This window comes from Mesorhizobium sp. M1396 (genome assembly GCF_040317725.1).
GTDB lineage: Bacteria > Pseudomonadota > Alphaproteobacteria > Rhizobiales > Rhizobiaceae > Mesorhizobium.
Window position 1 is genome coordinate 1 of sequence record NZ_JAMYLA010000065.1, and the last position, 22572, is coordinate 22572.

18 protein-coding genes are annotated in these 22572 nt (G+C 62.5%); 13 read left to right on the forward strand and 5 right to left on the reverse strand.

All coding sequences use genetic code 11. The annotated features are described in order from the left end of the window. Positions 1-1077: S-(hydroxymethyl)glutathione dehydrogenase/class III alcohol dehydrogenase (locus tag NKH02_RS29755; RefSeq protein WP_352883229.1), on the reverse strand; the 1077-nt coding region annotated here is incomplete at its 3' end. A 199-nt stretch (positions 1078-1276) separates the two neighbouring features. Here NKH02_RS29755 and NKH02_RS29760 point away from each other — a divergent pair. Together NKH02_RS29760 and dnaE are read left to right on the forward strand one after the other, a co-directional pair. Then, positions 1277-3289, forward strand: a complete 2013-nt coding sequence (locus NKH02_RS29760; RefSeq protein ID WP_352883230.1) for an acetyl-CoA carboxylase biotin carboxylase subunit — start codon at positions 1277-1279, stop codon at positions 3287-3289. A gap of 129 nt (positions 3290-3418) precedes the next feature. Beyond that, a complete protein-coding gene (gene dnaE, locus NKH02_RS29765) occupies positions 3419-6946 on the forward strand; it encodes a DNA polymerase III subunit alpha (RefSeq protein ID WP_352883231.1) in 3528 nt (1175 codons plus the stop codon). Between the two features lie 223 nt (positions 6947-7169). On the opposite strand, the gene NKH02_RS29770 is transcribed toward dnaE, so the two are convergent. After that, the gene (locus NKH02_RS29770) at positions 7170-8051 is read right to left on the reverse strand and encodes a DMT family transporter (protein WP_352883232.1); all 882 of its coding nucleotides are present in this window, start codon (positions 8049-8051) and stop codon (positions 7170-7172) included. A gap of 203 nt (positions 8052-8254) precedes the next feature. Here NKH02_RS29770 and NKH02_RS29775 point away from each other — a divergent pair, with 203 nt between their 5' ends. Continuing rightward, a complete protein-coding gene (locus NKH02_RS29775; RefSeq protein ID WP_352873437.1) occupies positions 8255-8761 on the forward strand; it encodes a hypothetical protein in 507 nt (168 codons plus the stop codon). 24 nt (positions 8762-8785) lie between these two features. On the opposite strand, the gene NKH02_RS29780 is transcribed toward NKH02_RS29775, so the two are convergent. After that, positions 8786-10114, reverse strand: coding sequence for a DNA polymerase IV (locus NKH02_RS29780; RefSeq protein WP_352883233.1), 1329 nt, complete (start codon positions 10112-10114; stop codon positions 8786-8788). A gap of 65 nt (positions 10115-10179) precedes the next feature. Between NKH02_RS29780 and NKH02_RS29785 the strand changes: the two genes are divergently transcribed. After that, entirely contained in the window at positions 10180-10755 is a 576-nt protein-coding gene (locus tag NKH02_RS29785; RefSeq protein WP_352883234.1) for a GNAT family N-acetyltransferase, read from the forward strand. Between the two features lie 179 nt (positions 10756-10934). Further along, positions 10935-12470, forward strand: a complete 1536-nt coding sequence (locus NKH02_RS29790) for a hypothetical protein (RefSeq protein WP_352883235.1) — start codon at positions 10935-10937, stop codon at positions 12468-12470. 11 nt (positions 12471-12481) lie between these two features. Here the strand turns inward: NKH02_RS29790 and NKH02_RS29795 are convergent, their stop codons facing one another. Together NKH02_RS29795 and NKH02_RS29800 are read right to left on the reverse strand one after the other, a co-directional pair. Further along, a complete protein-coding gene (locus tag NKH02_RS29795) occupies positions 12482-13135 on the reverse strand; it encodes a hypothetical protein (protein ID WP_352883236.1) in 654 nt (217 codons plus the stop codon). Next, a complete protein-coding gene (locus tag NKH02_RS29800; protein ID WP_352883237.1) occupies positions 13132-13431 on the reverse strand; it encodes a DUF3572 domain-containing protein in 300 nt (99 codons plus the stop codon). Before NKH02_RS29800 ends, NKH02_RS29795 begins: the two co-directional genes overlap by 4 nt. Before the next feature lie 200 nt (positions 13432-13631). On the opposite strand from NKH02_RS29800, the gene NKH02_RS29805 reads away from it, so the two are divergent. The 8 genes from NKH02_RS29805 (at position 13632) to NKH02_RS29840 (ending at position 22293) form a co-directional block, all read left to right on the forward strand. Then, a complete protein-coding gene (locus NKH02_RS29805; RefSeq protein WP_280948933.1) occupies positions 13632-14048 on the forward strand; it encodes a response regulator in 417 nt (138 codons plus the stop codon). 33 nt (positions 14049-14081) lie between these two features. Further along, complete coding sequence (locus NKH02_RS29810) at positions 14082-15455, forward strand: PleD family two-component system response regulator (protein WP_352883238.1); 1374 nt, start codon at positions 14082-14084, stop codon at positions 15453-15455. A gap of 588 nt (positions 15456-16043) precedes the next feature. Continuing rightward, the gene (locus NKH02_RS29815; protein WP_352883239.1) at positions 16044-16778 is read left to right on the forward strand and encodes a FadR/GntR family transcriptional regulator; all 735 of its coding nucleotides are present in this window, start codon (positions 16044-16046) and stop codon (positions 16776-16778) included. Continuing rightward, the gene (locus tag NKH02_RS29820) at positions 16775-17962 is read left to right on the forward strand and encodes a PLP-dependent transferase (protein WP_352883241.1); all 1188 of its coding nucleotides are present in this window, start codon (positions 16775-16777) and stop codon (positions 17960-17962) included. Before NKH02_RS29815 ends, NKH02_RS29820 begins: the two co-directional genes overlap by 4 nt. Before the next feature lie 29 nt (positions 17963-17991). After that, complete coding sequence (locus tag NKH02_RS29825; RefSeq protein ID WP_352883242.1) at positions 17992-19269, forward strand: ABC transporter substrate-binding protein; 1278 nt, start codon at positions 17992-17994, stop codon at positions 19267-19269. 180 nt (positions 19270-19449) lie between these two features. Further along, positions 19450-20373: a carbohydrate ABC transporter permease gene (locus NKH02_RS29830; protein WP_352883243.1), complete on the forward strand. Its 924-nt coding sequence runs from the start codon at positions 19450-19452 to the stop codon at positions 20371-20373. Then, the gene (locus tag NKH02_RS29835) at positions 20373-21221 is read left to right on the forward strand and encodes a carbohydrate ABC transporter permease (RefSeq protein ID WP_352883244.1); all 849 of its coding nucleotides are present in this window, start codon (positions 20373-20375) and stop codon (positions 21219-21221) included. The genes NKH02_RS29830 and NKH02_RS29835 overlap by 1 nt, the downstream gene beginning before the upstream one ends. 4 nt (positions 21222-21225) lie before the next feature. After that, complete coding sequence (locus NKH02_RS29840; RefSeq protein ID WP_352883245.1) at positions 21226-22293, forward strand: ABC transporter ATP-binding protein; 1068 nt, start codon at positions 21226-21228, stop codon at positions 22291-22293. The last annotated feature ends 279 nt before the right edge of the window (positions 22294-22572 follow it).

Consider the following 22572-nt stretch of genomic DNA (forward strand, 5'->3'; position numbering starts at 1 on the left):
ACCCTTGTTGATGTCCTCGAGCTTCAACGTGTGGGTGATCATCGGGTCGATCTGGATCTTGCCGTCCATGTACCAGTCGACGATCCTCGGCACGTCGGTGCGGCCGCGCGCGCCGCCGAAGGCAGTGCCCATCCAGGTGCGGCCGGTGACCAGCTGGAACGGCCGCGTCGAGATTTCCTGGCCGGCACCGGCGACGCCGATGACGACGGACTTGCCCCAGCCGCGATGCGAGGCTTCGAGCGCCTGGCGCATCACCTTGGTGTTGCCCGTGCAGTCGAACGTGTAGTCGGCGCCGCCGATCTGATCGGCGCCGCGCTTGGTCATGTTGACGAGGCGAGGCACGACATCGCCGTCGATCTCCTTCGGGTTGACGAAATGCGTCATGCCGAATCTCTCGCCCCAGGCCTTCTTGTCGTTGTTCAAATCGACGCCGATGATCATGTCGGCGCCTGCGAGCTTCAGGCCCTGGATGACATTCAAGCCAATGCCTCCGAGACCGAAGACTATCGCCGTCGCGCCGATCTCGACCTTGGCGGTGTTGATGACAGCACCGATGCCGGTGGTGACGCCGCAGCCGATGTAGCAGATCTTGTCGAAGGGCGCGTCCGGATTGACCTTGGCCAGCGCGATTTCGGGCAGCACGGTGAAGTTGGAGAAGGTCGAACAGCCCATGTAATGAAAGATCTTGTCCTTGCCGATCGAGAAGCGCGACGAGCCGTCGGGCATCAACCCTTGCCCCTGCGTGGCGCGGATTGCCGTGCACAGGTTGGTTTTTCGCGACAGGCAGGACGGGCACTGCCGGCATTCCGGTGTGTAGAGCGGGATGACGTGATCGCCCTTCTTGACCGAGGTGACGCCCTTGCCGACATCGACGACGATGCCGGCGCCCTCATGGCCGAGGATCGCCGGAAACAGGCCTTCGGGGTCGGCGCCCGACAGCGTGAACTCGTCGGTGTGGCAGATGCCGGTCGCCTTGATCTCGACCAGCACCTCGCCCTCGCGCGGACCGTCGAGGTCGACCTCCATGATCTCCAACGGCTTTCCGGCGGCGACTGCGACTGCGGCACGCGTTTTCATCAGGCATTCCTCCAATGCGAATTTTTTTCCAAGGTTTCAGGTTTCATCGACACGATCAACTGGAAGCTGGTGCCTGGGCTGGGCCACAGCGATGAATTGGAATCGCAAATCGATTGAAAGGCAGTGATTTGCATGGTCGGCTTGACCCTGCAAGCACAGGCCATAAAAGGAACGGCCGACCCGAGGGATGACATTCCGCATGTTCACCAAGATTCTGATCGCCAATCGTGGCGAGATTGCCTGCCGTGTCATCAGAACGGCGCGCAAGATGGGCATTGCCACGGTCGCCGTCTATTCCGATGCCGATCGCGATGCCGTGCATGTGGAGATGGCCGACGAGGCGGTGCATATCGGGCCTTCGCCCGCGGCTCAGAGCTACTTGGTGCCTGAAAAGATCATCGCCGCCTGCAAGGAGACGGGCGCTCAGGCCGTGCATCCCGGCTACGGGTTCCTGTCCGAGCGGGCGGCCTTCTGTGAGGCGCTGGAAGCTGAAGGCATCGTTTTCATCGGCCCGAAGCCCAAGGCGATCAAGGCGATGGGCGACAAGATCGAATCGAAGAAGTTCGCCAACGCCGCCAAGGTTTCCACCGTGCCGGGCTGGCTCGGCGTCATCGAGAATGCCGACCACGCCGAAAAGATCGCGGGCGAGATCGGCTATCCCGTGATGATCAAGGCTTCGGCCGGCGGCGGCGGCAAGGGTATGCGCATCGCCTGGAGCCAGGCGGAAGTGCGCGACGGCTTCGACCGGGCGCGCTCGGAAGCCAAGAGCTCGTTCGGTGATGATCGAGTCTTCATCGAGAAATTCGTTGTCGATCCGCGCCATATCGAAATCCAGGTGCTGGCCGACGCGCATGGCAACGCGCTCTATCTCGGCGAGCGCGAATGCTCGATCCAGCGCCGCAACCAGAAGGTCGCCGAAGAGGCGCCGTCGCCGTTCCTCGACGCCAAGACGCGCAAGGCCATGGGTGAGCAGTCCGTGGCGCTGGCCAGGGCCGTCGACTATCAGAGCGCCGGCACGGTCGAGTTCATCGTCGACAAGGACAAGAACTTCTATTTCCTTGAAATGAATACACGATTGCAGGTCGAGCACCCGGTGACGGAGCTCGTCACCGGCATCGATCTGGTCGAGCAGATGATCCGCATAGCGGCCGGCGAAAAGCTCGCCATCAAGCAAAGCGACGTCAAGCTGAATGGCTGGGCGGTGGAAAGCCGGCTCTATGCCGAAGACCCGTACCGCAATTTCCTGCCCTCGATAGGCCGGCTGACGCGCTATCTGCCGCCGGAGGAAGGACAATTCGGCGATGTCGTCATCCGCAACGACACCGGCGTCACCGAAGGCTCGGAAATCTCGATGTTCTACGATCCAATGCTCGCCAAGCTGTGCACATGGGCGCCGACGCGTCTGGAAGCCATCGATGCCATGTCGGAAGCGCTCGACAGCTTCGTCGTCGACGGCATCGAACACAACATTCCGTTCCTGGCGGCGCTGATGCAGCATCCGCGCTGGCGGGAAGGGCAGATATCGACCGCTTTCATATCAGAGGAATATCCCGACGGCTTCGCGCCTGTCGTGCCTGATAACGATGAGAAAGCCGTGCTGGCGTCGATAGCGACCGCGGTTGAACTGCTGCGCCGCGACCGGCTCGACCGGCTGGGCGGGCGGCTGGCGCCGCATTCGGGAGCGCTAAAGCGGGACTGGGTGGTGAAGATCGGTGATGACTATCTGTCGGCGTCGATCCTCGAGGGCATGATTTCCATCCCCATGGAAGTCGATCTGTCGATCGAGGGCGGCAAGGCACTGACCGTTGCATCCGACTGGCGGCCGGGCGACCTGATTTGGCGCGGCACGGTCGGTAAGCGCAAGGTTGCCGCTCAGATCAGGCCGGTTGCCAATGGCTTTCGCATCGCCTGGAAGGGCATGTCGGTGACCGCGCGCGCCATGCTGCCGCGCACCGCCGAGCTTGAAAGGCTGATGCCGGAGCAGGTGGCGCCGGACACGTCGAAACTGCTGCTTTGCCCGATGCCTGGCCTTGTCGTGTCGATTGCCGTTGCCGTAGGCCAGGAAGTGAAGACCGGCGAGACGCTGGCGGTGGTCGAGGCGATGAAGATGGAAAACGTGCTGCGCGCCGAACGCGACCTTGTCGTCTCCAAACTCAACGCCAAGCCGGGCGACAGCCTGGCCGTGGACGCGGTGATCATGGAATTCGCCTGAATCTCAACAGACCTTTTGGCAGGGGGCGGCAAGCCTGTTGTCAGCGGTGGTTTGTGCTGGACTGGTATCGTCGGGTCCCGGACAATACATCTCCACCGACTCAAGTTCCTTCGGGCAGCGCGAAAAACCATGGCAGATGACAGACTTCCCCGCGATCCCCTGAAGCGCGAAGCCGCGATAGCGGCAGCGCGGCCGGAGGCGCCGGCACGGCCCTTCGTCCATCTGCGTGTGCATTCGGCCTATTCGCTGCTGGAAGGCGCCTTGCAGATCGGCACGGTGGTCGCCCACGCGGTCAAGGACGGAGCTCCCGCCATTGCCGTCACCGACACCAACAATCTGTTCGGCGCGCTGGAATTCGCACAGAAGGCGGTGAAGGAGGGCATCCAGCCGATCATCGGCTGCCAGACCGCGCTCGCATTTTCCGGCGAAAACAGCGATGGCCAGCGCGACCGCAGGCGGCAAGGCCCTGACATGCGGCCGGTGGTCCTGCTTGCCGCGACCGAGGCCGGCTATTCCAATCTGGTCAGGCTGGTCAGCCGCGTCTACCTCGAAACGCCGCCAGGCGAGGCCGTGCACCTGACCACCGAAATGATGCAAGGCTATTGTGACGGGTTGATCTGCCTCAGCGGCGGGCCGCGCGGACCGATCGGCATCGCGCTCAAGGAAGATCGCCGCGATCTGGCCGAGGCACGGCTTTTGACCCTCAAGTCGATGTTCGGCGACCGGCTTTATGTCGAGCTGGACCGGGTTTCGGGTTATGATCGGGTGATCGAGAAATCCTCGATCGATCTTGCCTATGCCCATGAATTGCCGCTGGTCGCCACCAACGAGGCGTTCTTCTCGGCGCGCGACGATTATGACGCGCATGACGCGCTGATCGCCATCGCCGAGGGCTCTGTCGTCGCCGCCGACAATCGCCGCCGGCTGTCGCCGGACAATTTCCTGCGCAGCCAGGCCGATATGGCGCGGCTGTTCGCCGATCTGCCGGAAGCGATCGACAACACCGTCGAGATCGCACTGCGCTGTTCGTACTATCCGAAGAACCGCAATCCGATCCTGCCGCGCTTCACCGGCGGCGATGTCGCCGACAATGACGCCGCCGTGCAGGCGGAAGCCGACGAGCTGGCCCGTCAGGCGCATGAGGGGCTCGATGCGCGGCTGGCCGCGCATGGCCCGACTGCGGGCTACACGGTCGAGCGATATCGCGAGCGGTTGAATTTCGAGCTCGACATCATCACCAAGATGAAGTTTCCCGGCTATTTCCTGATCGTTGCCGACTTCATCAAATGGGCCAAGGCACAGGGCATTCCGGTCGGACCCGGCCGTGGTTCGGGCGCAGGCTCTCTGGTTGCCTATTCGACGACCATCACCGACATCGATCCGTTGCGCTTCTCCCTTCTGTTCGAGCGCTTCCTCAATCCCGACCGCGTGTCGATGCCCGACTTCGACATCGACTTCTGCCAGGATCGCCGCGAGGAAGTCATCCGCTACGTCCAGCAGAAATACGGTCGCGACCAGGTCGGCCAGATCATCACCTTCGGTACCTTGCAGGCTCGCGCCGTGCTGCGCGACGTCGGCCGTGTGCTGCAGATGCCCTATGGCCAGGTCGACAAGCTCTCCAAGATGGTGCCGCAGAACCCGGCCAATCCGGTCAAGCTCGCCGACGCCATCGCCAACGAGCCGCGCTTCGCCGAAGAGGCCGAGAGGGAGCCGATCGTCCAGACGCTGCTCGACATGGCGCAGAAGCTGGAAGGCCTCTACCGGCATGCCTCCACGCACGCCGCCGGCATCGTTATCGGCGACCGGCCGTTGTCGGAGCTGGTGCCGATGTACCGCGATCCGCGCTCGGACATGCCGGTCACCCAGTTCAACATGAAATATGTCGAGCAGGCCGGGCTGGTGAAATTCGACTTTCTCGGCCTGAAGACGCTGACCGTGCTGGAGACGGCGGTGAAGCTGATCCGTCGGCGCGGCATCGAGATCGACCTGGCGACCATTCCGCTCGACGACCCCGAGACCTATGCCATGCTGTCGCGCGGCGAAGTGGTCGGCGTGTTCCAGGTGGAAAGTGCCGGTATGCGCAAGGCGCTGATCGGCATGCGGCCCGACTGCATCGAGGATATCATCGCTCTGGTCGCACTCTACCGGCCGGGGCCGATGGAGAACATACCGACCTACAACGCCCGCAAGCATGGCGAGGAGGAGATGGCGTCGATCCATCCCAAGATCGATCATCTGGTGAAGGAGACGCAAGGCGTCATCGTCTACCAGGAACAGGTGATGCAGATCGCGCAGGAACTTGCCGGCTACTCGCTCGGCGAAGCCGACCTGCTGCGCCGCGCCATGGGCAAGAAGATCCGCGCCGAGATGGACAAGCAGCGCGAGCGCTTCGTCTCGGGCGCGGTCGAGCGCGGCGTCGGCAAGCCGCAAGCCGACTTCATTTTCGACCTGCTGGCGAAGTTCGCCGACTATGGTTTCAACAAGTCGCACGCCGCCGCCTACGCGGTCGTCTCGTATCAGACCGCCTATCTCAAGGCGCATTATCCGGTCGAGTTCCTGGCGGCGTCGATGACGCTCGACATGGGCAACACCGACAAGCTTGCCGATTTCCGTCAGGATGCGCTGCGCCTCGGCATCGAGGTTCTGGCGCCGTCGGTGATATCGAGTTTTCGTCCGTTCGAGGTCGGTGAGAACCGCATCTACTATTCGCTGGCCGCGCTCAAGGGCGTCGGCGACGCGGCGGTGGAGCACATCGTTGCCCAGCGTGGCGAAAAGCCGTTCAAGAACCTCGCCGATTTCTGCGAGCGGGTCGATCCGAAAATCGTCGGCAAGCGCGTCTTCGAAAGCCTGATCATGGCCGGCGCGCTCGACTGCTTCGGTCACGACCGCGCTTCGATGATGGCGGGCGTGGAACGCATGATGGGGCTGGCGTCGCTGGCGCAGCAGAACGCGGTTTCCGGACAGCATGACATTTTCGGCGCCTCACTCGGCGCCCAGTCGCAGGCACTTAATCTGCCGGCGACGGAGCCATGGCTCGCCGCCGACCGGCTGCACCGTGAATTCCAGGTGGTCGGCTTCTATCTCTCGGCGCACCCGCTCGACGAGTACAAGGCGGCCCTGCAGAAGATGCGGGTGCAGACGTGGGCCGAGTTTTCGGCGGCCGTCAAGCGCGGTGCCGCCGCCGGCCGTCTGGCCGGCACGGTAACATCCAAGCAGGAGCGCAAGACGCGTACCGGCAACAAGATGGGCGTTATCGCCTTTTCCGATACGTCCGGCCAGTATGAAGCCGTGCTGTTTTCGGAAGGGCTGGCGCAATATCGCGACCTGCTCGAAGCCGGCCGCTCCGTCGTTATCACCGTTGCGGCCGAGGACAGGCCGGAAGGCGTCAATTTGCGCATCAACTCGGTACAATCGCTAGAGGACGAGGCAAGCCGCGTCCAGAAGGCGCTGCGCATTTTCGTGCGCAACGCCTCGCCGATCAACACGCTGGCTGGACAGCTTGCCGTCAGGGGCGAAGGCCAGGTGAGCTTCGTTTTGATCAAGGAAGAAGGCGAGGGGGAGATTGAGATCGAGCTGCCGAACCGCTACCGGATCTCCCCACAGATCGCCTCGGCGATGCGAGCGGTGCCGGGCGTGGTCGAAGTGGAGCTGGTGTGACCACCGCACTTTCGGGCTGGCAGTCCGCCGGTCGGTTCCCGCCGCGGACGCCATCCCAATCGTCATGAAAGCGGCGGACAAGAAGGGTTGCAAGAGAGTCCGGCAATGACGCGCCTGCGCGACAGGCTGCGCAAGCTCTATCATGGGCGCACGCCGGCCGCTTCGCGGTTCCAAGCGGCCATCTTCTCAAACATACCGACGAGGGAAACTGACCAGCGGGGTGTTATGACGCCGCCACGTCGGCCGGCCTCATCGTCCTTCGCTGAAGATTGAGCAGATTGCCCATCAGGATCAGCAGCGCGCCGCCGGCGGTGAAGGCGTCGATCTGCTCGCTATAGAGCAGCCAGCCGATCAGCGCCGACAGCGGCACGCGCAGGAAATCCATCGGCGAAATGACGGTCGCGTCGGCATAGCCAAGCGCGCGGGCCATGCAGAAATGCGACGACATGCCGGTGAAGGCGATCAGCACTATCCAGGGCCACAGCTCCAGCGGCGGATTGCGCCACGTATAGAGCGCCGGAACGAGGCCGACCACCGACTGGATGATCAGCATCCAGAAGATGATGCGCACGACGCTGTCCGTCCGCGTCAGCGACTTGACCATCACCACGGAGATACCGAAGCAGACCGCGGCACCGAGCACGACGAGGTGTCCCGGATCGACCGAGCCGACTCCGGGGCGCACGATGATCACCACGCCGATCAGTCCCAGCACGATCGCCGCAAGCTTTGGTCGCGAGAGCCTTTCGCCGAGAAAAATCACTGCCAGGATAGCCGTCCAGATTGGCGTGGTGAATTCGATCGAGATCAGCACGGCCAGCGGGATCAGCGTCAGCGCGTAGAGCCAGGCCGCCTGGCCGGTATAGTGGATGACGTTGCGGGCGATATGGGCGACGGGGCGCCGCGTGCGCATGGCTGGAAAGCCGCCGCTCATCATCACCAGCGGCAGGAGGATCAAAAAACCGATCACCGAGCGCAGCTCCAGCACCTGGAAGACGTTGAGCTCGGCCGTCGTGGCGCGGCCGGCGACCGACATCGCCAGGAACGAGGCGATCGACAGCGCCATCCAGAACGCGGCCTTTGGAATCGAGGGGGTAGGTACCATGCCGGTTGTGTCGCAGGCCAAGGCTTCTGCCGCAATCGCTAGCCGCTGCATTCTGCTGGGCCAGTCGCAACAGGCTGGATGTTGCAAAACAGTCATGTTGCGGGCGGAACCTCAAACGGCAAGGGGCGTTGAGCCTTCGATAGCCAGCCGTGTCTGGGTTGTGAACTGTCCCACCTTTTTCGAGATCGACAAGGAGAGTTTCGATGAGATTATTCGCGCAATTCGGCCTTGCTGGATGTCTGTTGGTTGCGGCAGGCGCCGCGCATGCCGACGAGGCCAAATTTCTCCAGTCGTTCAGGGGCGATTTCGCCGGCAAGGGTATCGTCAAGGTGACCACGGACGCGCCAACGGTGAATGTGTCTTGTAACTTCAAGTCGAACGCGACGTCGACCTCATTGTCGCTCGACGGCAAGTGCCGCGGACTGATTGTGGTGACGCGCGCCATCAGCGCGGATCTGAAAGCCAGCGGTGCCAAATATAGCGGCACCTATGTCGGTTCTCGTACCGGGCCGGCGCAACTCAACGGCAGCCGCTCCGGCAACGCGATCAATCTCGGCATCCGCTGGGCCAAGGAGGTCAATGGTGACCGAAGGGCACAGATGAGGGTCGAGAAACGCGGCGAGAACGGCATGCGGCTGACTGTCACCGACACCGATCCGAAAACCGGCAAGAGCGTGGTGACGAGCAGGATAGACCTGCAGCGCAGTTGAAACTCAACACAGCGATATGCGGCGTCACTCCTCAAGGGGCTCCGGCGGGTGGGCATCACGGCCCTTGCCGAATGTGTAGCCGGTTTCCACCGCCTTGCGGCCGAACTTGTCGCGCAGGGCATCGATGGCGCCTTCGGCCATGGCGCGCTTGCGCGACTGGACGTCGACCAGATCGGGCGGATCGGCCTTGTCGTCGTCCGAGAGATCGCTGACGCCGATGCCGAGCAGCCGATATTTCGTGCCATCGGTTTCCTTGCGCAGAAGCTCCACTCCGGTCTGAAAGATGCGGTCGGCGAGCCGGGTCGGGTCGCCGAGCTGGCGGTTACGGGTGCGCAGCTTGAAATCCTGGGTCTTCAGCTTCAGCACCACGGTGCGCCCGGCAATGCCGGATTTCTTCAGCCGCGCCGAGACCTTTTCCGAAAGGCCCCTCAGCACCGCGACCAGCTCTTCCAGCGAAGCGATGTCGGTGTCGAAGGTGGTTTCGGCCGATACGCTCTTGGCGTCCTGGTCGGGGTCGACGCGACGGACGTCCTCGCCACGCGAAAGCCGGTAGAGCCGGTCGCCCATCGTGCCGTAGCGGCGCATCAGGTCGCCACGATCCATTTTCTGAAGCTGGCCGATGGTGCGGATGCCGTCGCGCTCCAGCGTGGCGTTGAACGCCTTGCCGACGCCCCAGATCATGGTCACCGGCTGCACCGCCAGGAAGCCGACCGCCTCGGCCTCGCCGATAACCGAGAAGCCGCGCGGCTTGCGGAAGTCGGAGGCTATCTTGGCGAGGAACTTGCAATAGGACAGGCCGGCCGAAACGGTGATGCCGATCTCCTTCTCGACCGCCAACGCAAAGCGTGCCAGCACCACCGCCGGCGGCAGGCCGTGCAGCCGTTCGGTGCCGGCGAGGTCGAGAAATGCCTCGTCGATCGACAGCGGCTCGACCAGCGGCGTCAGGGCCTGCATCATGGCGCGCACCTCGCGGCCGACACGCACGTATTTTTCCATGTTGGGGCTGATGACGACCGCCTCGGGGCAGGCTTCGAGCGCCTTGAACATCGGCATGGCCGAGCGCACGCCCTGGATGCGGGCAATGTAGCAAGCGGTGGAGACAACGCCGCGCTTGCCGCCGCCGATGATCAACGGCTTGTCCTTGAGCGCCGGATTGTCGCGCTTCTCGATCGCCGCGTAGAAGGCATCGCAATCGATATGGGCCAGATGCAGCCGGTAAAGCTCGGGATGACGCGCAAGCCGGGGGCTGCCGCAGCGCTCGCAGCGGCGCGTCTCACTGCGCTGAAATGTCAGACAGTCGCGGCAAAAGCCGTGGTGGGGATTGTTGACAGGAGCCGCCATTTGTGGGAACATAAAGAGAACAAACGCAATACTACGACAGCGCAAGACCAGCGACAAGGGTGGTCTGGGGAGAACGCATGAGCGCGACCATAGCGCCGTTGACGCCCGCGCTATGGGCGGATTTCGAGGACCTCTTCGGCAAGCAGGGCGCCTGCTATGGCTGTTGGTGCACGCATTTCCGGCTGACCCCGGCGGTGCGCCGCGAAAGCAGCCGGGAACGCAACAAAGACCACATCAAGGCGCGCATCGAAGCCGGCCCGCCGCCGGGTCTGCTGGCATTCGAGGACGGTCAGGCGGTCGGCTGGATGCAGATCGGGCCACGCGCCGACGTACCCGAATGGAACAATCAGGGCAGGGGATCGGCGCCGGTCGATCCCACCGACGCCGCGGATCCGGCCGTCTGGGCGATCTCCTGCTTCTTCATTCGCAGCAAGGCGCGCGGCAGGGGTATAACGCACCGCCTGGTCGAAGGCGGCATCGATTTCGCCCGCCAGAACGGCGCCCGGCTGGTCGAGGCCTGCCCGATAGACCTGTCTCGCGATTCGCGTTCGATCGGCCTGTTCGTCGGCTCGTCGCGAGTCTTCGAGAAGGCCGGTTTCGAGAGGCTTGTGGAACGCAAGGCGGGTCGGCCACTAATGCGACTGGTGCTTTGATGAGGCGTTCCGCGGGGTGGCTTGGTCGATCTCACCTTGCGGTTGCAGCGGTAATTTCATACCAGACGGACGTTCCTTCTAAAGCGCATGCGCTTTAGGTTGTTTGTTTATGCATGTCATTCTCCCAAAACCGGGGCCCACTTTTGGGTACATGCATTACGCCAAAACGGAGAATTCGCGTGAACCGTGCCCTGCCATTCGTTTTCCTCCTTGCGTTGAGTGCACCTGCTTTCGGTCAGACCGTCGACAGCCAGGGTGCGAAGCAATTGTCCGACGACTTGTCCCGCTATGTCGGCAAGGAGGCGATCGACAAAGGCATTGTGAAGGTTTCGCTCGAAGGCGATGCCTACAAGATCCTGTTTGATTTCAAGGCACTTGCCGGATCGTTTCCGGACCAGAAGCTGGTGAAATTCGACTTCGCGCCCTATGCGCTGATGGTCAAACCGCGCAGCGATGGGTCCTGGGATGTCTCGATGGACTTTTCGCAAAGCGCTTCCTTCGAGTTCAACGGGCCCGAGGGGCTGCAAAGCACGCGGTTTTCGATCAAGGACGGCAAGGGTTCGGGCGTCTACGATCCCAATCTGGCGGCTTTTACCAGCGGCACCAGCTCCTTCGCCGGCATGACGATGGTATCGAAGGATACCAAGCAGCATATGGAAGCCAGCACTGGGGCCGGCACCGCGACTATTGCCGCGAGCAAGTCCGCGACCGGCGGCGTCGATTTCACAAGCTCGCAAAAGGTGTCGAGTTTTGTCGAGGCGATCAATTTCGACGATCCCGAGAGCGGGCTGAAATTCCCGGTCACCATCAGGTCGCCGGAACTGTCGGTTGAAGCCAGCGGCAAGGGCGTGCGGACAAAGCCGTTGCTTGATCTCCTGGCATTTGCGGTGGCCAATGAGAACGAGGCAATGCTGAAGGCCAACCAGGCGCAACTCAAATCGCTTCTGCGCGCCGCATTGCCGCTTTGGGACCGTGTGGAGGGAACCTACGGCTTCAAGGATTTCGCGGTGGAAAGCCCGGTCGGCAATTTCGGCGCCACCCAGCTCTCCACCGTGTTCGGCACCGACGGTGTCGCCCAGAGCGGTAAAATCACCTATGGCATCAAGGCATCGGGGCTGACCGTGCCGCCGCAGCTTCTGCCGAGTTGGAGCGTCGCGCTGATGCCCACCGATATCGACCTGACCTTCGGCGGCGCCAATATCGATCTCGACAGCATGGCGAAGAAGGCAATCGAAGCCTTTGATCTTAATCAGGATCCGCCGCTGTCGCCTGAATTCGGCGAGCAGCTCAAAGCCGACTTCATGGCCAAGACGCCGAAGGTCGTGCTCGGCCACAGCACCGTGAAGAACAAGGACACGGAGATCGCGCTGGAGGGCGAGATGACGTTCCCCGGCGAAAAGCCCGAAGGAAACGTGACGGTCGATGTCACCGGCTTCGACAAGATGATCGAAGGCCTGCAGGAGGCGGCAAAGTCGGAACCGGAGGTGGCGCAATATGTGCCCGTTGCGCTCATGGCGAAAGGTTTTGGCAAGGCACTGCCCGATGGCCGGCTGGAATGGGTCGTCAACGCCAAGGCCGATGGTTCGGTTACCGTCAACGGCGTCATGCTGAAGCCCGCCGATCCGGCCGTCGACGACAGTGTGGATGATGGTGACGGCGGGGACGATGACAGCGGAGACGACAGCGGCGGGGCAGGAGCGAAACTGAAGCCATGAGGGCCGGGGCTTTAGAGCCCCAGCGCGCTCGTGATCTTCGGGGCGGCTTCACGCCAATCCTGTACGACGATGACGTCATCCGGGACTGGCGGCAGGAATGCGCGCAGCGAATTGTCAGCCATCAAATGGAACAGCTCGGCATCGGCGACCGCATTCTGTACCGACGCCAGGTTGCGCGGCTGATCGTCAACGAAGACGACCGGCCGGCCGGTCTTGCCGCGAAGCTTGGCCACCGCCGGCCCCTTGGCCATTTCCGTGGTCAGAAGCGGATAGGTAACGCCGAGAGCATCGAGATGGGCGCGTCGCACGGCCCGGTGCCTATGCGGCATAGCCGTAAGCAAGATGATTTGCGCGCGGTCGCCGAGCTCGGCCAAGGCTTCCGCAGCACCTTCCGTGATGCTCTGCCAGTCGGCCTGCGCGTCGAAGAAGTCACCCAGAAGTGCGGTGACTTCAGGCTGTTCGATCAGGCGGCCGCTCGCCGTTTCGGCGATGTTGCCGGTCAGCTGAAAGGAAGCCAGCGTGAGGCCATAGCCGCGCGCCCTGAGAAAATTCGGAAACGGGCGGATGAATTCGAGCAAGACGTCGTCGACGTCAAGCACCAGCAGCGGGCGGTCGTCAGCCACCAGTTCCTCGATCTGGCGCGCGGTTTCAGGATCATCGCTCATATGGAATGCTCGTGGTTGTCGTCGCCTAGCGGCAGCGCCCGCAAGGCCTTGCCGACGGCAGCCGGCGGCGTGCCGGTTTCCTCGGCAAAGCGCATCAGCGTCGGCTCGTGGGCGAGAATGAACTGCAGGACACCGGCCAGGAAACCCGGCTCGCTGGCGGCTTTGCGGATCGAATGCGCCTCTATGCCGGTGATTGCCAGAAAGCGGGGCAACAACTCCGGATCGGAGGCGACGAAGCCCAGGGCCTTCACGGCAACGGTTTCCGCCTCTTCGCGCATTGACGCTGCGTTTGCCATCACTACCTTCGGTGTGTGGAATGAGTCTCTCCCGCAGTAATGGCAAGAGTTGGTTGCGGCAAGCCATTAGAGCGTGGCGCGCCCTTTGGACGCGCGGGGGACGGAGTGGAATTCGCGCTGTTTTCCAGCCGCGGATTTCCGTTTCGTCAATGATATTGCCGTAAAGTGAAGCAGAGTTTGGTGCGTCTGGACTTGGGTGCATGACGGTCGCCTTCGAGCGGAAGGACGACCGGGACGGGATATCGATGCCGAAGAAGGTCATGATCGTCGAGGACAATGAGCTCAACATGAAGCTCTTTCGGGACCTCATCGAGGCAAGCGGTTACGAGACCGTGCGCACCCGCAATGGTCTGGAAGCGCTCGATCTGGCGCGCCAGCACCGGCCGGATCTCATCCTGATGGATATCCAGCTGCCTGAAGTGTCGGGGCTGGAGGTGACCAAATGGCTGAAGGAGGACGACGAGTTGCACGTCATCCCGGTCATCGCGGTGACCGCCTTCGCGATGAAGGGCGACGAGGAGCGCATCCGCCAGGGTGGCTGCGAGGCCTATATTTCGAAGCCGATCTCGGTGCCGCGTTTTATCGAGACCATCAAATCCTATCTGGGTGATGCGTGATGTACCCTTCCAGCCGAGCCAGAGCCTTGTGAAATGACTGCGCGGATCCTCGTCGTCGACGACATCCCTGCCAATGTGCGGCTGCTGGAAGTCCGGCTGCTGGCCGAATATTTCGAGGTGCTGACCGCCACCAATGGGCCGGATGCGATCGAGACCTGCGAGAACGGCAAGGTCGATGTCGTGCTGCTCGACGTGATGATGCCCGACATGGACGGGTTCGAGGTCTGCCGGCGGCTTAAGAGCGATCCGGCGACATCGCACATTCCGGTGGTGATGATCACCGCGCTCGACCAGGTTTCCGACCGCGTGCGCGGGCTCGAGGCCGGTGCCGACGACTTCCTGACCAAGCCGGCCAACGATCTGCAGCTGATGACGCGCGTCAAGAGCCTGGTCCGCCTGAAGTCGTTGACCGACGAGTTGCGGCTGCGCGCCTCGACGACACGCAATATCGGCATCGAAGAGTTGCTCAGCCGCAATTTCACGTCCGAGGACACGATGCCGAAAGTGCTTTTGATCGACGAGCGCAAATCATCCGTCGAGCGCATCCAGAAGATGCTGCGCGACCGCGCCGATCTCGATATCTCCAGCGATCCGCATGCCGGCTTCTTCCAAGCCGCCGAGACGTCCTATGAATGCGTGATGATCTCGACGGCGTTCGCCGATTTCGATCCGCTGAGACTCTGTTCGCAGTTGCGCTCGCTGGACCGTACCCGCTTCGTGCCGATCATTCTTTTGGCGGAGGAGGGCGAGGAGGAACGCATCATCCGAGGCCTCGAACTCGGCATCAACGACTATCTGATGCGGCCGATCGACCAGCAGGAGCTGACGGCGCGGCTGCGTACCCAGGTGCGCCGCAAACGCTACAACGACCAGTTGCGCGCCAGCGTCACCCAGACCATCGAAATGGCGGTGACCGACGGCCTGACCGGGCTGCACAACCGCCGCTATCTCGACAGCCACCTGCAGACGCTGTTCGATCGCGCCATGGCACGGCGCCGGCCACTGTCGGTGATGATCACCGACCTCGACCGTTTCAAGGCGATCAATGACGCGCACGGCCATGACGGCGGCGACGAGGTGTTGCGGGAATTTGCGCGACGGCTGCGCAAGAATGTCAGGGGTATCGACCTTGCCTGCCGTTTTGGCGGCGAGGAGTTCGTCGTGGTGATGCCGGACACCGAGGGTGCGGTGGCCGAGAAGGTGGCCGAACGCATTCGCGCCGAAATTGCCCAGGCGCCTTTTGCCGTCGGCCAGGACGGCAAGACGATCACCGTCACCGTCAGCGTCGGCGTGTCCTCGGTGCTGAAGGGCGTGGATACGGTGGCGGCGCTGATGAAGCGTGCCGACCTCGCGCTCTACGAAGCCAAGAGCGGCGGCCGCAACCGCGTCGTTGCCAAGGCGGCGTAACCGGTTCAGCCCCAATTATCCAGTCAAGCCGACAGGGTTACCCGTTTACCTTAATCCAAGCGATTCGCGAGCCTTGGTTAAGAAACTGTTGATTTTCATAAGCTCTTGAGCAAGTGTGAAGGCCAGGACGAAGCCGGCACGAGGATAGACAACCGGCTCCGATCTCCAGAATACCCCATGATGCTCAGGTCCGCCGCATCTCCTGGGTCCGTGGGGTCGGCCGGCCGGCGCTGGCACATAGTGGCCTCCTCGTACCGCTGCCAAACGCCGACCGGCCCCCTTCTTTCCAAAAGAACAGCAGAGCTCCGTGCCAAAGCACGGAGCTCTGCGTTTTTGCGTGTGAAAATCCGGATATTGTTTCGAGACCGCGACGGTGACAGCCGTTCCGCACGCGCTGCTGGACGCGCTGACCGCTTGGTTCGGACCGCCTGCTGCTGTGGGTTGGAAGGCCGGAGTTGGCTGACTCCTGAAACGGATTGTCGCAACCCGTCAACAGCCTGAAAAAGGAATGGGTCTCCTGACAAGCAATTGACAGGGTCTTCCATCTGTGCAGAAATTGGTTGGACCATTGGACCACTTGGAGTTGATGTGGACCAGAACAGCCTGCCACCCATTCAGACCACGGCGCGCGACGACGCCGTGCTGAAGGCGTTGGTGGGCTTCGTTCGCGCCGAAGCCTTGCAGCCCGGCGAGCGGCTTCCAACCGAGCGTATTCTGGCCGAGCGGCTGAAGGTCAGCCGCAACACGGTGCGCGAGGCGCTGACACGCTGGGAAGGGCTCGGCCTCGTCGAGCGTAGGCAAGGCAGCGGCACCTATCTCAAGGCGGCCGTCTCGCCCGACATGCTGCACATGCCGCTGACGCTGGCGGGCGGCAATGATTTCAGCAGCCTGATGCAGACGCTGGAGATCCGCCGCGCGCTGGAAGCGGAGGCCGCGGCCCTTTGCGCCGAACGCGCCAGCCAGGCAGATATCGCCGAGATCGCGCGCAAGCTCGACATCATGGAGCAGGCGTTCCGTACGCGCGAAGGCATGTCGTCGGAAGAGGATTGGGAGTTCCACCAGGCGATCTACCGGGTCTCGGGCAATCCGCTGTTCGAGCAGATCATCGCCGCCATGCACGAATTGTTTCACCGCTTCTGGGAGCATCCGCTCGGCGTGCGCGATTTCGGCCATGCCAGCTTTCCCTATCACCGCACCATCTACGAACGCATCGCCGCCCGCGACCCGCGGGGCGCCCGCGCCGAGGCGCTCAAGCTGATCGCCACCGTCGAGGACGATTTGAAGCGCGGTGCCGCCAAACTCAAACTTTCGAGCCAGACATGAACGAGCATCCATCGGCCTTCGATCACGACTATCTTGCCGAGGCGGCGACAATGCTGGCGCATGACGAGCCGTTCCCCGGGGGTGCCGTGGTGCCGCCGATCTACCAGACCTCGCTGTTCACCTTCGCCAGCTATGCCGAAATGGCCGACACCTTTGCCGGCAAACGAAAGCAGCCGATCTACTCGCGCGGCGACAATCCGACGGTGATGGAGTTCGAGGCGCGTGTGGCCGCGCTCGAGGGTGCCGAGGCAGCGCGCGGCTTTTCCAGCGGCATGGCGGCGATCAGTGCCACGGTGCTTGCCTTTGTCGGTGCGGGTGAGCGCATCGTGGCGGTGCGCAACTGCTATGGCGACGCCTACCGGCTGTTCGAGCGGCTGTTGCCGCGGCTCAACATCAAGGTCGACTATGTCGATGGTTCCGACCCGGATGCGGTGGCGGCGGCACTTCCCGGTGCCAAGTTGCTCTACCTGGAAAGCCCGACCTCGATGATGTTCGAACTGCAGGACATCGCGCATCTGACGCGGCTGGCCAAGGAGCAGGGCATCGTCACCACCATCGACAATTCCTGGTCGACGCCGGTGTTCCAGAAGCCGATCACGCATGGCGTCGACCTGGTGCTGCACTCGGCGTCGAAATATCTCGGCGGCCACAGCGATACCGTCGCCGGTGTGGTGGCGGGTTCCGCTGCTCATATCAAGCACATCAACGAGCAGACCTACTCCTATCTCGGCGGGAAGCTGTCGCCGTTCGAGGCCTGGCTGCTGCTGCGCGGCCTGCGCACACTGCCGCTGCGCCTGCCGCATCACATGAAGAGTGGTCTGACCATCGCCGAACGGCTGAAGGCGCATGGCAACGTCGAGCGGGTCAACCACCCCGTCTATTCGAACCATCCGGGCAAGGCGACGCTGGCGGGCTATGCCGGATTGTTCTCCTTCGAGGTGACGGACGACATCGACATCCCGGTCTTCGTCGACGCGCTGAAATATTTCCGCATCGGCGTCAGCTGGGGCGGGCATGAAAGCCTGGTCGTGCCGGCCAAGGCGTCGCTCGAGCAGACGCCGGGCCTGAATTCGATGGCGCGCTTCGGCGTCAGCCCCCGAACCATCCGCTTCAATGTCGGATTGGAGAGTGTCGAGGACCTATGGGCGGATGTCGCCCAAGCCTTCGAAAAAGCCAGAAAATAACAAGCGGGTTCAAAATGGGAGTCTTGAACATGAAAAAACTGACCGTCATGCTTGCCACCGTTGCGGGGCTGGCGATTTCCGCCGGAGGCGCGCTGGCCGATTCGACCCTGAAAATGGTCGAAGTCATCACCAGCCCGCCGCGCACCGAATTCCTGAAAAAGCAGATCGCCGAGTTCGAAACGGCCAATCCGGGCGTCAAGGTCGAGCTGATCTCGCTGCCCTGGGGCCAGGCCTTCGAGAAATTCCTGACCATGGTGCAGGCCGGCGATACGCCCGACATCGTCGAGATGCCGGAACGCTGGATGGGCCTCTATGCCAACAACGCACAGCTCGAGGATCTCGGCCCCTATATGGCCAAATGGGATGACGCCAAGACGCTCGGCGACCGCGCCAAGCAGTTCGGCTCGACCGTCAACAACACCCAGTTCATGATCCCCTACGGTTACTATGTGAACGCGCTGTTCTGGAACAAGAAATTGTTCAAGGAGGCCGGTCTCGATGGCCCGCCGGCGACGCTCGATGATTTCGTTGCCGATGCCAAGAAGATTTCCGCGATCCCGGGCAAATACGGCTACTGCCTGCGCGGTGGGCCGGGCGCCTTCAACGGCATGCACATGTTCATGAACATCGCCGCCGGCAAGGGTGGCTACTTCAACGAGGACGGCACCTCGACCATCAACGAGGAAGGCTCGGTCAAGGGCCTGCAGATGCTGGCCGACATGTACAAGGACGGCCTGGCGCCGAAGGATGCGGTGAGCTGGGGTTTCAACGAAACGGTCACGGGCTTCTATTCCGGCACCTGCGCCATGCTCAACCAGGATCCGGACGCGCTGCTCGGCATCGCCGACAAGATGAGCGCCGACGACTTCGCTGTGGCGCCATTGCCGGTCGGGCCGAGCGGCAAGTCCTATCCAACGCTCGGCTATGCCGGCTGGGCGATGTTTGCCAACTCGCAGCACAAGGACGATGCTTGGAAGCTGATGGCGACGCTGCTCTCGCCGAAGGACAATCTGGAATGGGCCAAGGAAGTCGGCGTCGTCCCGATCCACAACGGTGCCGACCAGGATCCCCATTTCAAGACCGAGCAGTTCAAGGGCTGGTTCAAGGAACTGAGCGACAGCTCCAAATATGAAATGGTGACCCCGCCGACGCATCTGGAGAACCTCGGCAATTTCGTCGACCAGGTGGCGATCAAGAACTTCCAGGAAGTGCTTCTCGGCCAGAAGACGGCCACGGAAGTCGCCGATCAATGGGCTGCTTTCCTGACTAAGGAACAGCAGGACTGGCTGGCGAAGAACAAGAAGTAAGCGCCTTTTCTTCCTTCTCCCCGTTCACGGGGAGAAGGTGGCCCGATAGGGCCGGATGAGGGGCGGCGCTATGCCTCGATAGGTTCGCGCTGCCCCTCATCTGCCTGCCGGCATCTTCTCCCGTGAAACGGGGAGAAGGACGCTGTCCCCGACGCCGCTCCAGGAGACGATCCGCAGCCAATGACCTATGCCGTGTCCGAAATACGATCCGCCGGCAAGCCGCGTCGCAAGCGGCTATCCCACGCCGCAATCGAGCCGTGGCTCTATCTCAGCCCGGCGATCATCCTGCTGGTCGTGGTGCTTCTGGTGCCGCTGGTCATCGGCATCAGCTACTCCTTCCGCAAATTCTCGGCTTTCAAGTCCGAATATGTCGGGCTTGGGCAGTATCAGGCGATGCTGTCGGATCAGGTGCTGGGGCAGGCGCTGGTCAACACCTTGTGGTGGACCGTCGCCAGCCTGTTCTTCCAGTTCTTCCTCGGGCTCGGCCTGGCGCTGCTGCTCGACAAGTCGTTTCGCGGCCGCAAGGTGGTACAGGCCCTGGTGTTCTTGCCCTGGGCGGTGCCGTCCTTCCTGTCGGGTCTGACCTGGGCCTGGCTGTTCAATCCGATCATTGGGCCGTTGCCGCGCTGGCTGTTTGCATTGGGGCTGAAGGCCGAGCCGACCAATGTTCTGTCCGATCCTTCGACAGCCATGTGGGGGCCGATCGTCGCCAACATCTGGTTCGGCATTCCGTTCTTCGCCATCACGCTCCTGGCGGCGCTGAAGTCGATCCCGTCGGAACTGCATGAGGCGGCGGCCATCGACGGCGCTTCGCCCTGGCAGCGCTTCACCAAGGTGACGCTGCCGTTCCTGGCGCCGACCATCGCCATCACTGTCATGCTGCGCACCATCTGGATCGCCACCTTCGCCGACCTGATCTTCGTCATGACCGAGGGCGGACCAGCCGGCTCGACCAACACGGTGCCTGTCTACATCTATGTCAGCGCCTTCAAGTCGCTGGACAAGGGCTATGCCTCGGCGGTGGCCGTGCTGCTGCTCGTCCTGCTCATCGCCTATGCGATCGCGCTGATCGGCATCCGTCGCACGCTGGTGAGGCACGTCTGATGATCGCAGGACGTTCAACCTCGCAGCGCATCTTCGGCGGCGTCGGCCTCTACGCGGCAATCGCGGCTTACGTATTCTTTGCCCTGTTCCCGATCTACTGGACGCTGAAGATCTCGGTCACGCCGGAGCGGCTTCTCTATTCCGAAGGCATCACCTTCTGGCCGTCGCACATGACGCTGCAGAATTTCGTCACCGTGCTCGAGGCCACCGATTTCCCGCGCTATTTCCTCAACAGCGTCATCGTCTCGGTCTCAACGGCCGCACTGGTGACAATCATCGCCACGCTTGCCGGTTATGCCATGTCGCGCTTCACCTTTCGCGGCAAGGCAGCACTGGCGCTGATGTTGCTTTTGACCCAGACTTTTCCGCTGGTGATGGTCATTCCACCGATCTACCGCGTGATGGGGCAAATCGGGCTGATCAACAGCCTGACCGGGTTGATCATCATCTACACCGCCTTCAACACGGCCTTTGCCACCTTCCTGATGCAGTCCTTCTTCGACGGCATTCCAAAGGACCTGGAAGAGGCAGCGATGATCGATGGCTGCACCCGCGCGCAGGCGATGCGCAAGGTGATCGTGCCGCTGACGCTGCCAGGCATGGGCGCGACGCTCGGCTTCGTCTTCACGGCCGCGTGGAGCGAGCTTCTGTTCGCGCTGATGCTGATTTCCAGTGATGACCAGAAGACCTTCGCGGTCGGCCTGCTCACCTTCATCGGCAAGTTCGCCGTCGACTGGGGACAGATGATGGCGGCATCCATCCTGGCGCTGATCCCGGTCTGCATCTTCTTCGCCTTCCTGCAACGCTATCTCGTCACCGGCCTGACCGCCGGCGCCGTCAAAGGGTAGATCGATGGCCTCTGTTACGCTCGAAAAGGTCCGCAAGGATTATGGCGCCGTCCGTGTCCTGCACGCGGTCGACCTTGAAATCGCCGATGGCGAATTCGTCGTCCTGGTCGGGCCGTCAGGCTGCGGCAAGTCCACGCTTTTGCGCATGATCGCCGGGCTGGAAGAGGCTTCCGGCGGCGAAATACGCATCGGCGAGCGACTGGTCAATGACGTCGCGCCGAAGGACCGCGACATCGCCATGGTGTTCCAGTCCTATGCGCTCTATCCGCATATGGACGTGTCGAAGAACATGGGTTTCAGCCTGCTGCTGAAGAAGGCGGAGAAGGCGACGATCGACGCGAGGGTGGACGGCGCGGCCAAGCGGCTCGGGCTCGACACTTTCCTGCAACGCCTGCCGCGGCAACTCTCCGGCGGCCAGCGCCAGCGCGTCGCCATGGGCCGCGCCATCGTGCGCGATCCCAAGGTCTTCCTGTTCGACGAGCCGCTGTCGAACCTCGACGCCAAGCTGCGCGTCCATATGCGCGCCGAGATCAAGGCGCTGCACCAGCAACTAAAGACCACCTCCGTCTACGTCACGCACGACCAGATCGAGGCGATGACCATGGCCGACCGGATCGTCGTCATGCATGACGGGCTGATCCAGCAGGTCGGTGCGCCGCTCGATCTCTATGACCGGCCGGCCAACATGTTCGTCGCCGGTTTCATCGGCTCACCCGGCATGAATTTTCTGCCGGCGACGGTTCGCAAGGGCGGTGCCTCGGAGGCCGTGCTGGCCGACGGGCAGGCACTGCGCCTGCCCGAAGGCCTGCCGCTGAAGGACGGTGACGCCATCACCATCGGCCTGCGGCCCGAGCATATCCGGCTGGCGGATGACGGCGCGTTGAAGGGCGAGGTGGGGGTGGTGGAGCCGCTTGGGCTTTCGACCCAGTTTTACGTCAAGCTGGCCAGCCAGCAGCTTTGCGTCTTTGCCATGGGTCGTGCCGGCGTGAAGCCCGGCGACCTGGTACGGCTGGCGGCCGATCCGGCGTCGCTGCATCTGTTCGATCCGAAAAGCGGTGATCGCATCGGCTGAGGGACCTCAGCCCGGGCTGAGGGCACCTGGGAAGCGATCGACCGGTTGCACAGCGATCTATACAGGCAATGAGCCTGCTGAACGGCAAGCCCGCGGATTATGAACGGCCGCGGCCAGGCACAGATGCCAGTTGGGAAATATAAGGGAGCACTACATCTCAATTACCTAAAGTAACGGAACGTCCAACGGACATTTCCGGAACCTAACAGGACCCCTCAGACCTTTGCGCGTAGAGCGCAAGACTTTAGTCCTGCCGTCTTCTAAAAAGAACGGAAGCCA

Bases quoted from the DNA above. Each gene is read 5' to 3' on its own strand.
- NKH02_RS29800 (WP_352883237.1), bottom strand. From the start codon at position 13,431: ATGGCAAACGCAGCGTCAATGCGCGAAGAGGCGGAAACCGTTGCCGTG.
- NKH02_RS29840 (WP_352883245.1), top strand. From the start codon at position 21,226: ATGGCCTCTGTTACGCTCGAAAAGGTCCGCAAGGATTATGGCGCCGTC.
- NKH02_RS29795 (WP_352883236.1), bottom strand. From the start codon at position 13,135: ATGAGCGATGATCCTGAAACCGCGCGCCAGATCGAGGAACTGGTGGCT.
- NKH02_RS29780 (WP_352883233.1), bottom strand. From the start codon at position 10,114: ATGTTCCCACAAATGGCGGCTCCTGTCAACAATCCCCACCACGGCTTT.
- NKH02_RS29830 (WP_352883243.1), top strand. From the start codon at position 19,450: ATGACCTATGCCGTGTCCGAAATACGATCCGCCGGCAAGCCGCGTCGC.
- NKH02_RS29810 (WP_352883238.1), top strand. From the start codon at position 14,082: ATGACTGCGCGGATCCTCGTCGTCGACGACATCCCTGCCAATGTGCGG.
- NKH02_RS29785 (WP_352883234.1), top strand. From the start codon at position 10,180: ATGAGCGCGACCATAGCGCCGTTGACGCCCGCGCTATGGGCGGATTTC.
- dnaE (WP_352883231.1), top strand. From the start codon at position 3,419: ATGGCAGATGACAGACTTCCCCGCGATCCCCTGAAGCGCGAAGCCGCG.
- NKH02_RS29775 (WP_352873437.1), top strand. From the start codon at position 8,255: ATGAGATTATTCGCGCAATTCGGCCTTGCTGGATGTCTGTTGGTTGCG.
- NKH02_RS29825 (WP_352883242.1), top strand. From the start codon at position 17,992: ATGAAAAAACTGACCGTCATGCTTGCCACCGTTGCGGGGCTGGCGATT.
- NKH02_RS29805 (WP_280948933.1), top strand. From the start codon at position 13,632: ATGACGGTCGCCTTCGAGCGGAAGGACGACCGGGACGGGATATCGATG.
- NKH02_RS29770 (WP_352883232.1), bottom strand. From the start codon at position 8,051: ATGGTACCTACCCCCTCGATTCCAAAGGCCGCGTTCTGGATGGCGCTG.
- NKH02_RS29760 (WP_352883230.1), top strand. From the start codon at position 1,277: ATGTTCACCAAGATTCTGATCGCCAATCGTGGCGAGATTGCCTGCCGT.
- NKH02_RS29820 (WP_352883241.1), top strand. From the start codon at position 16,775: ATGAACGAGCATCCATCGGCCTTCGATCACGACTATCTTGCCGAGGCG.
- NKH02_RS29835 (WP_352883244.1), top strand. From the start codon at position 20,373: ATGATCGCAGGACGTTCAACCTCGCAGCGCATCTTCGGCGGCGTCGGC.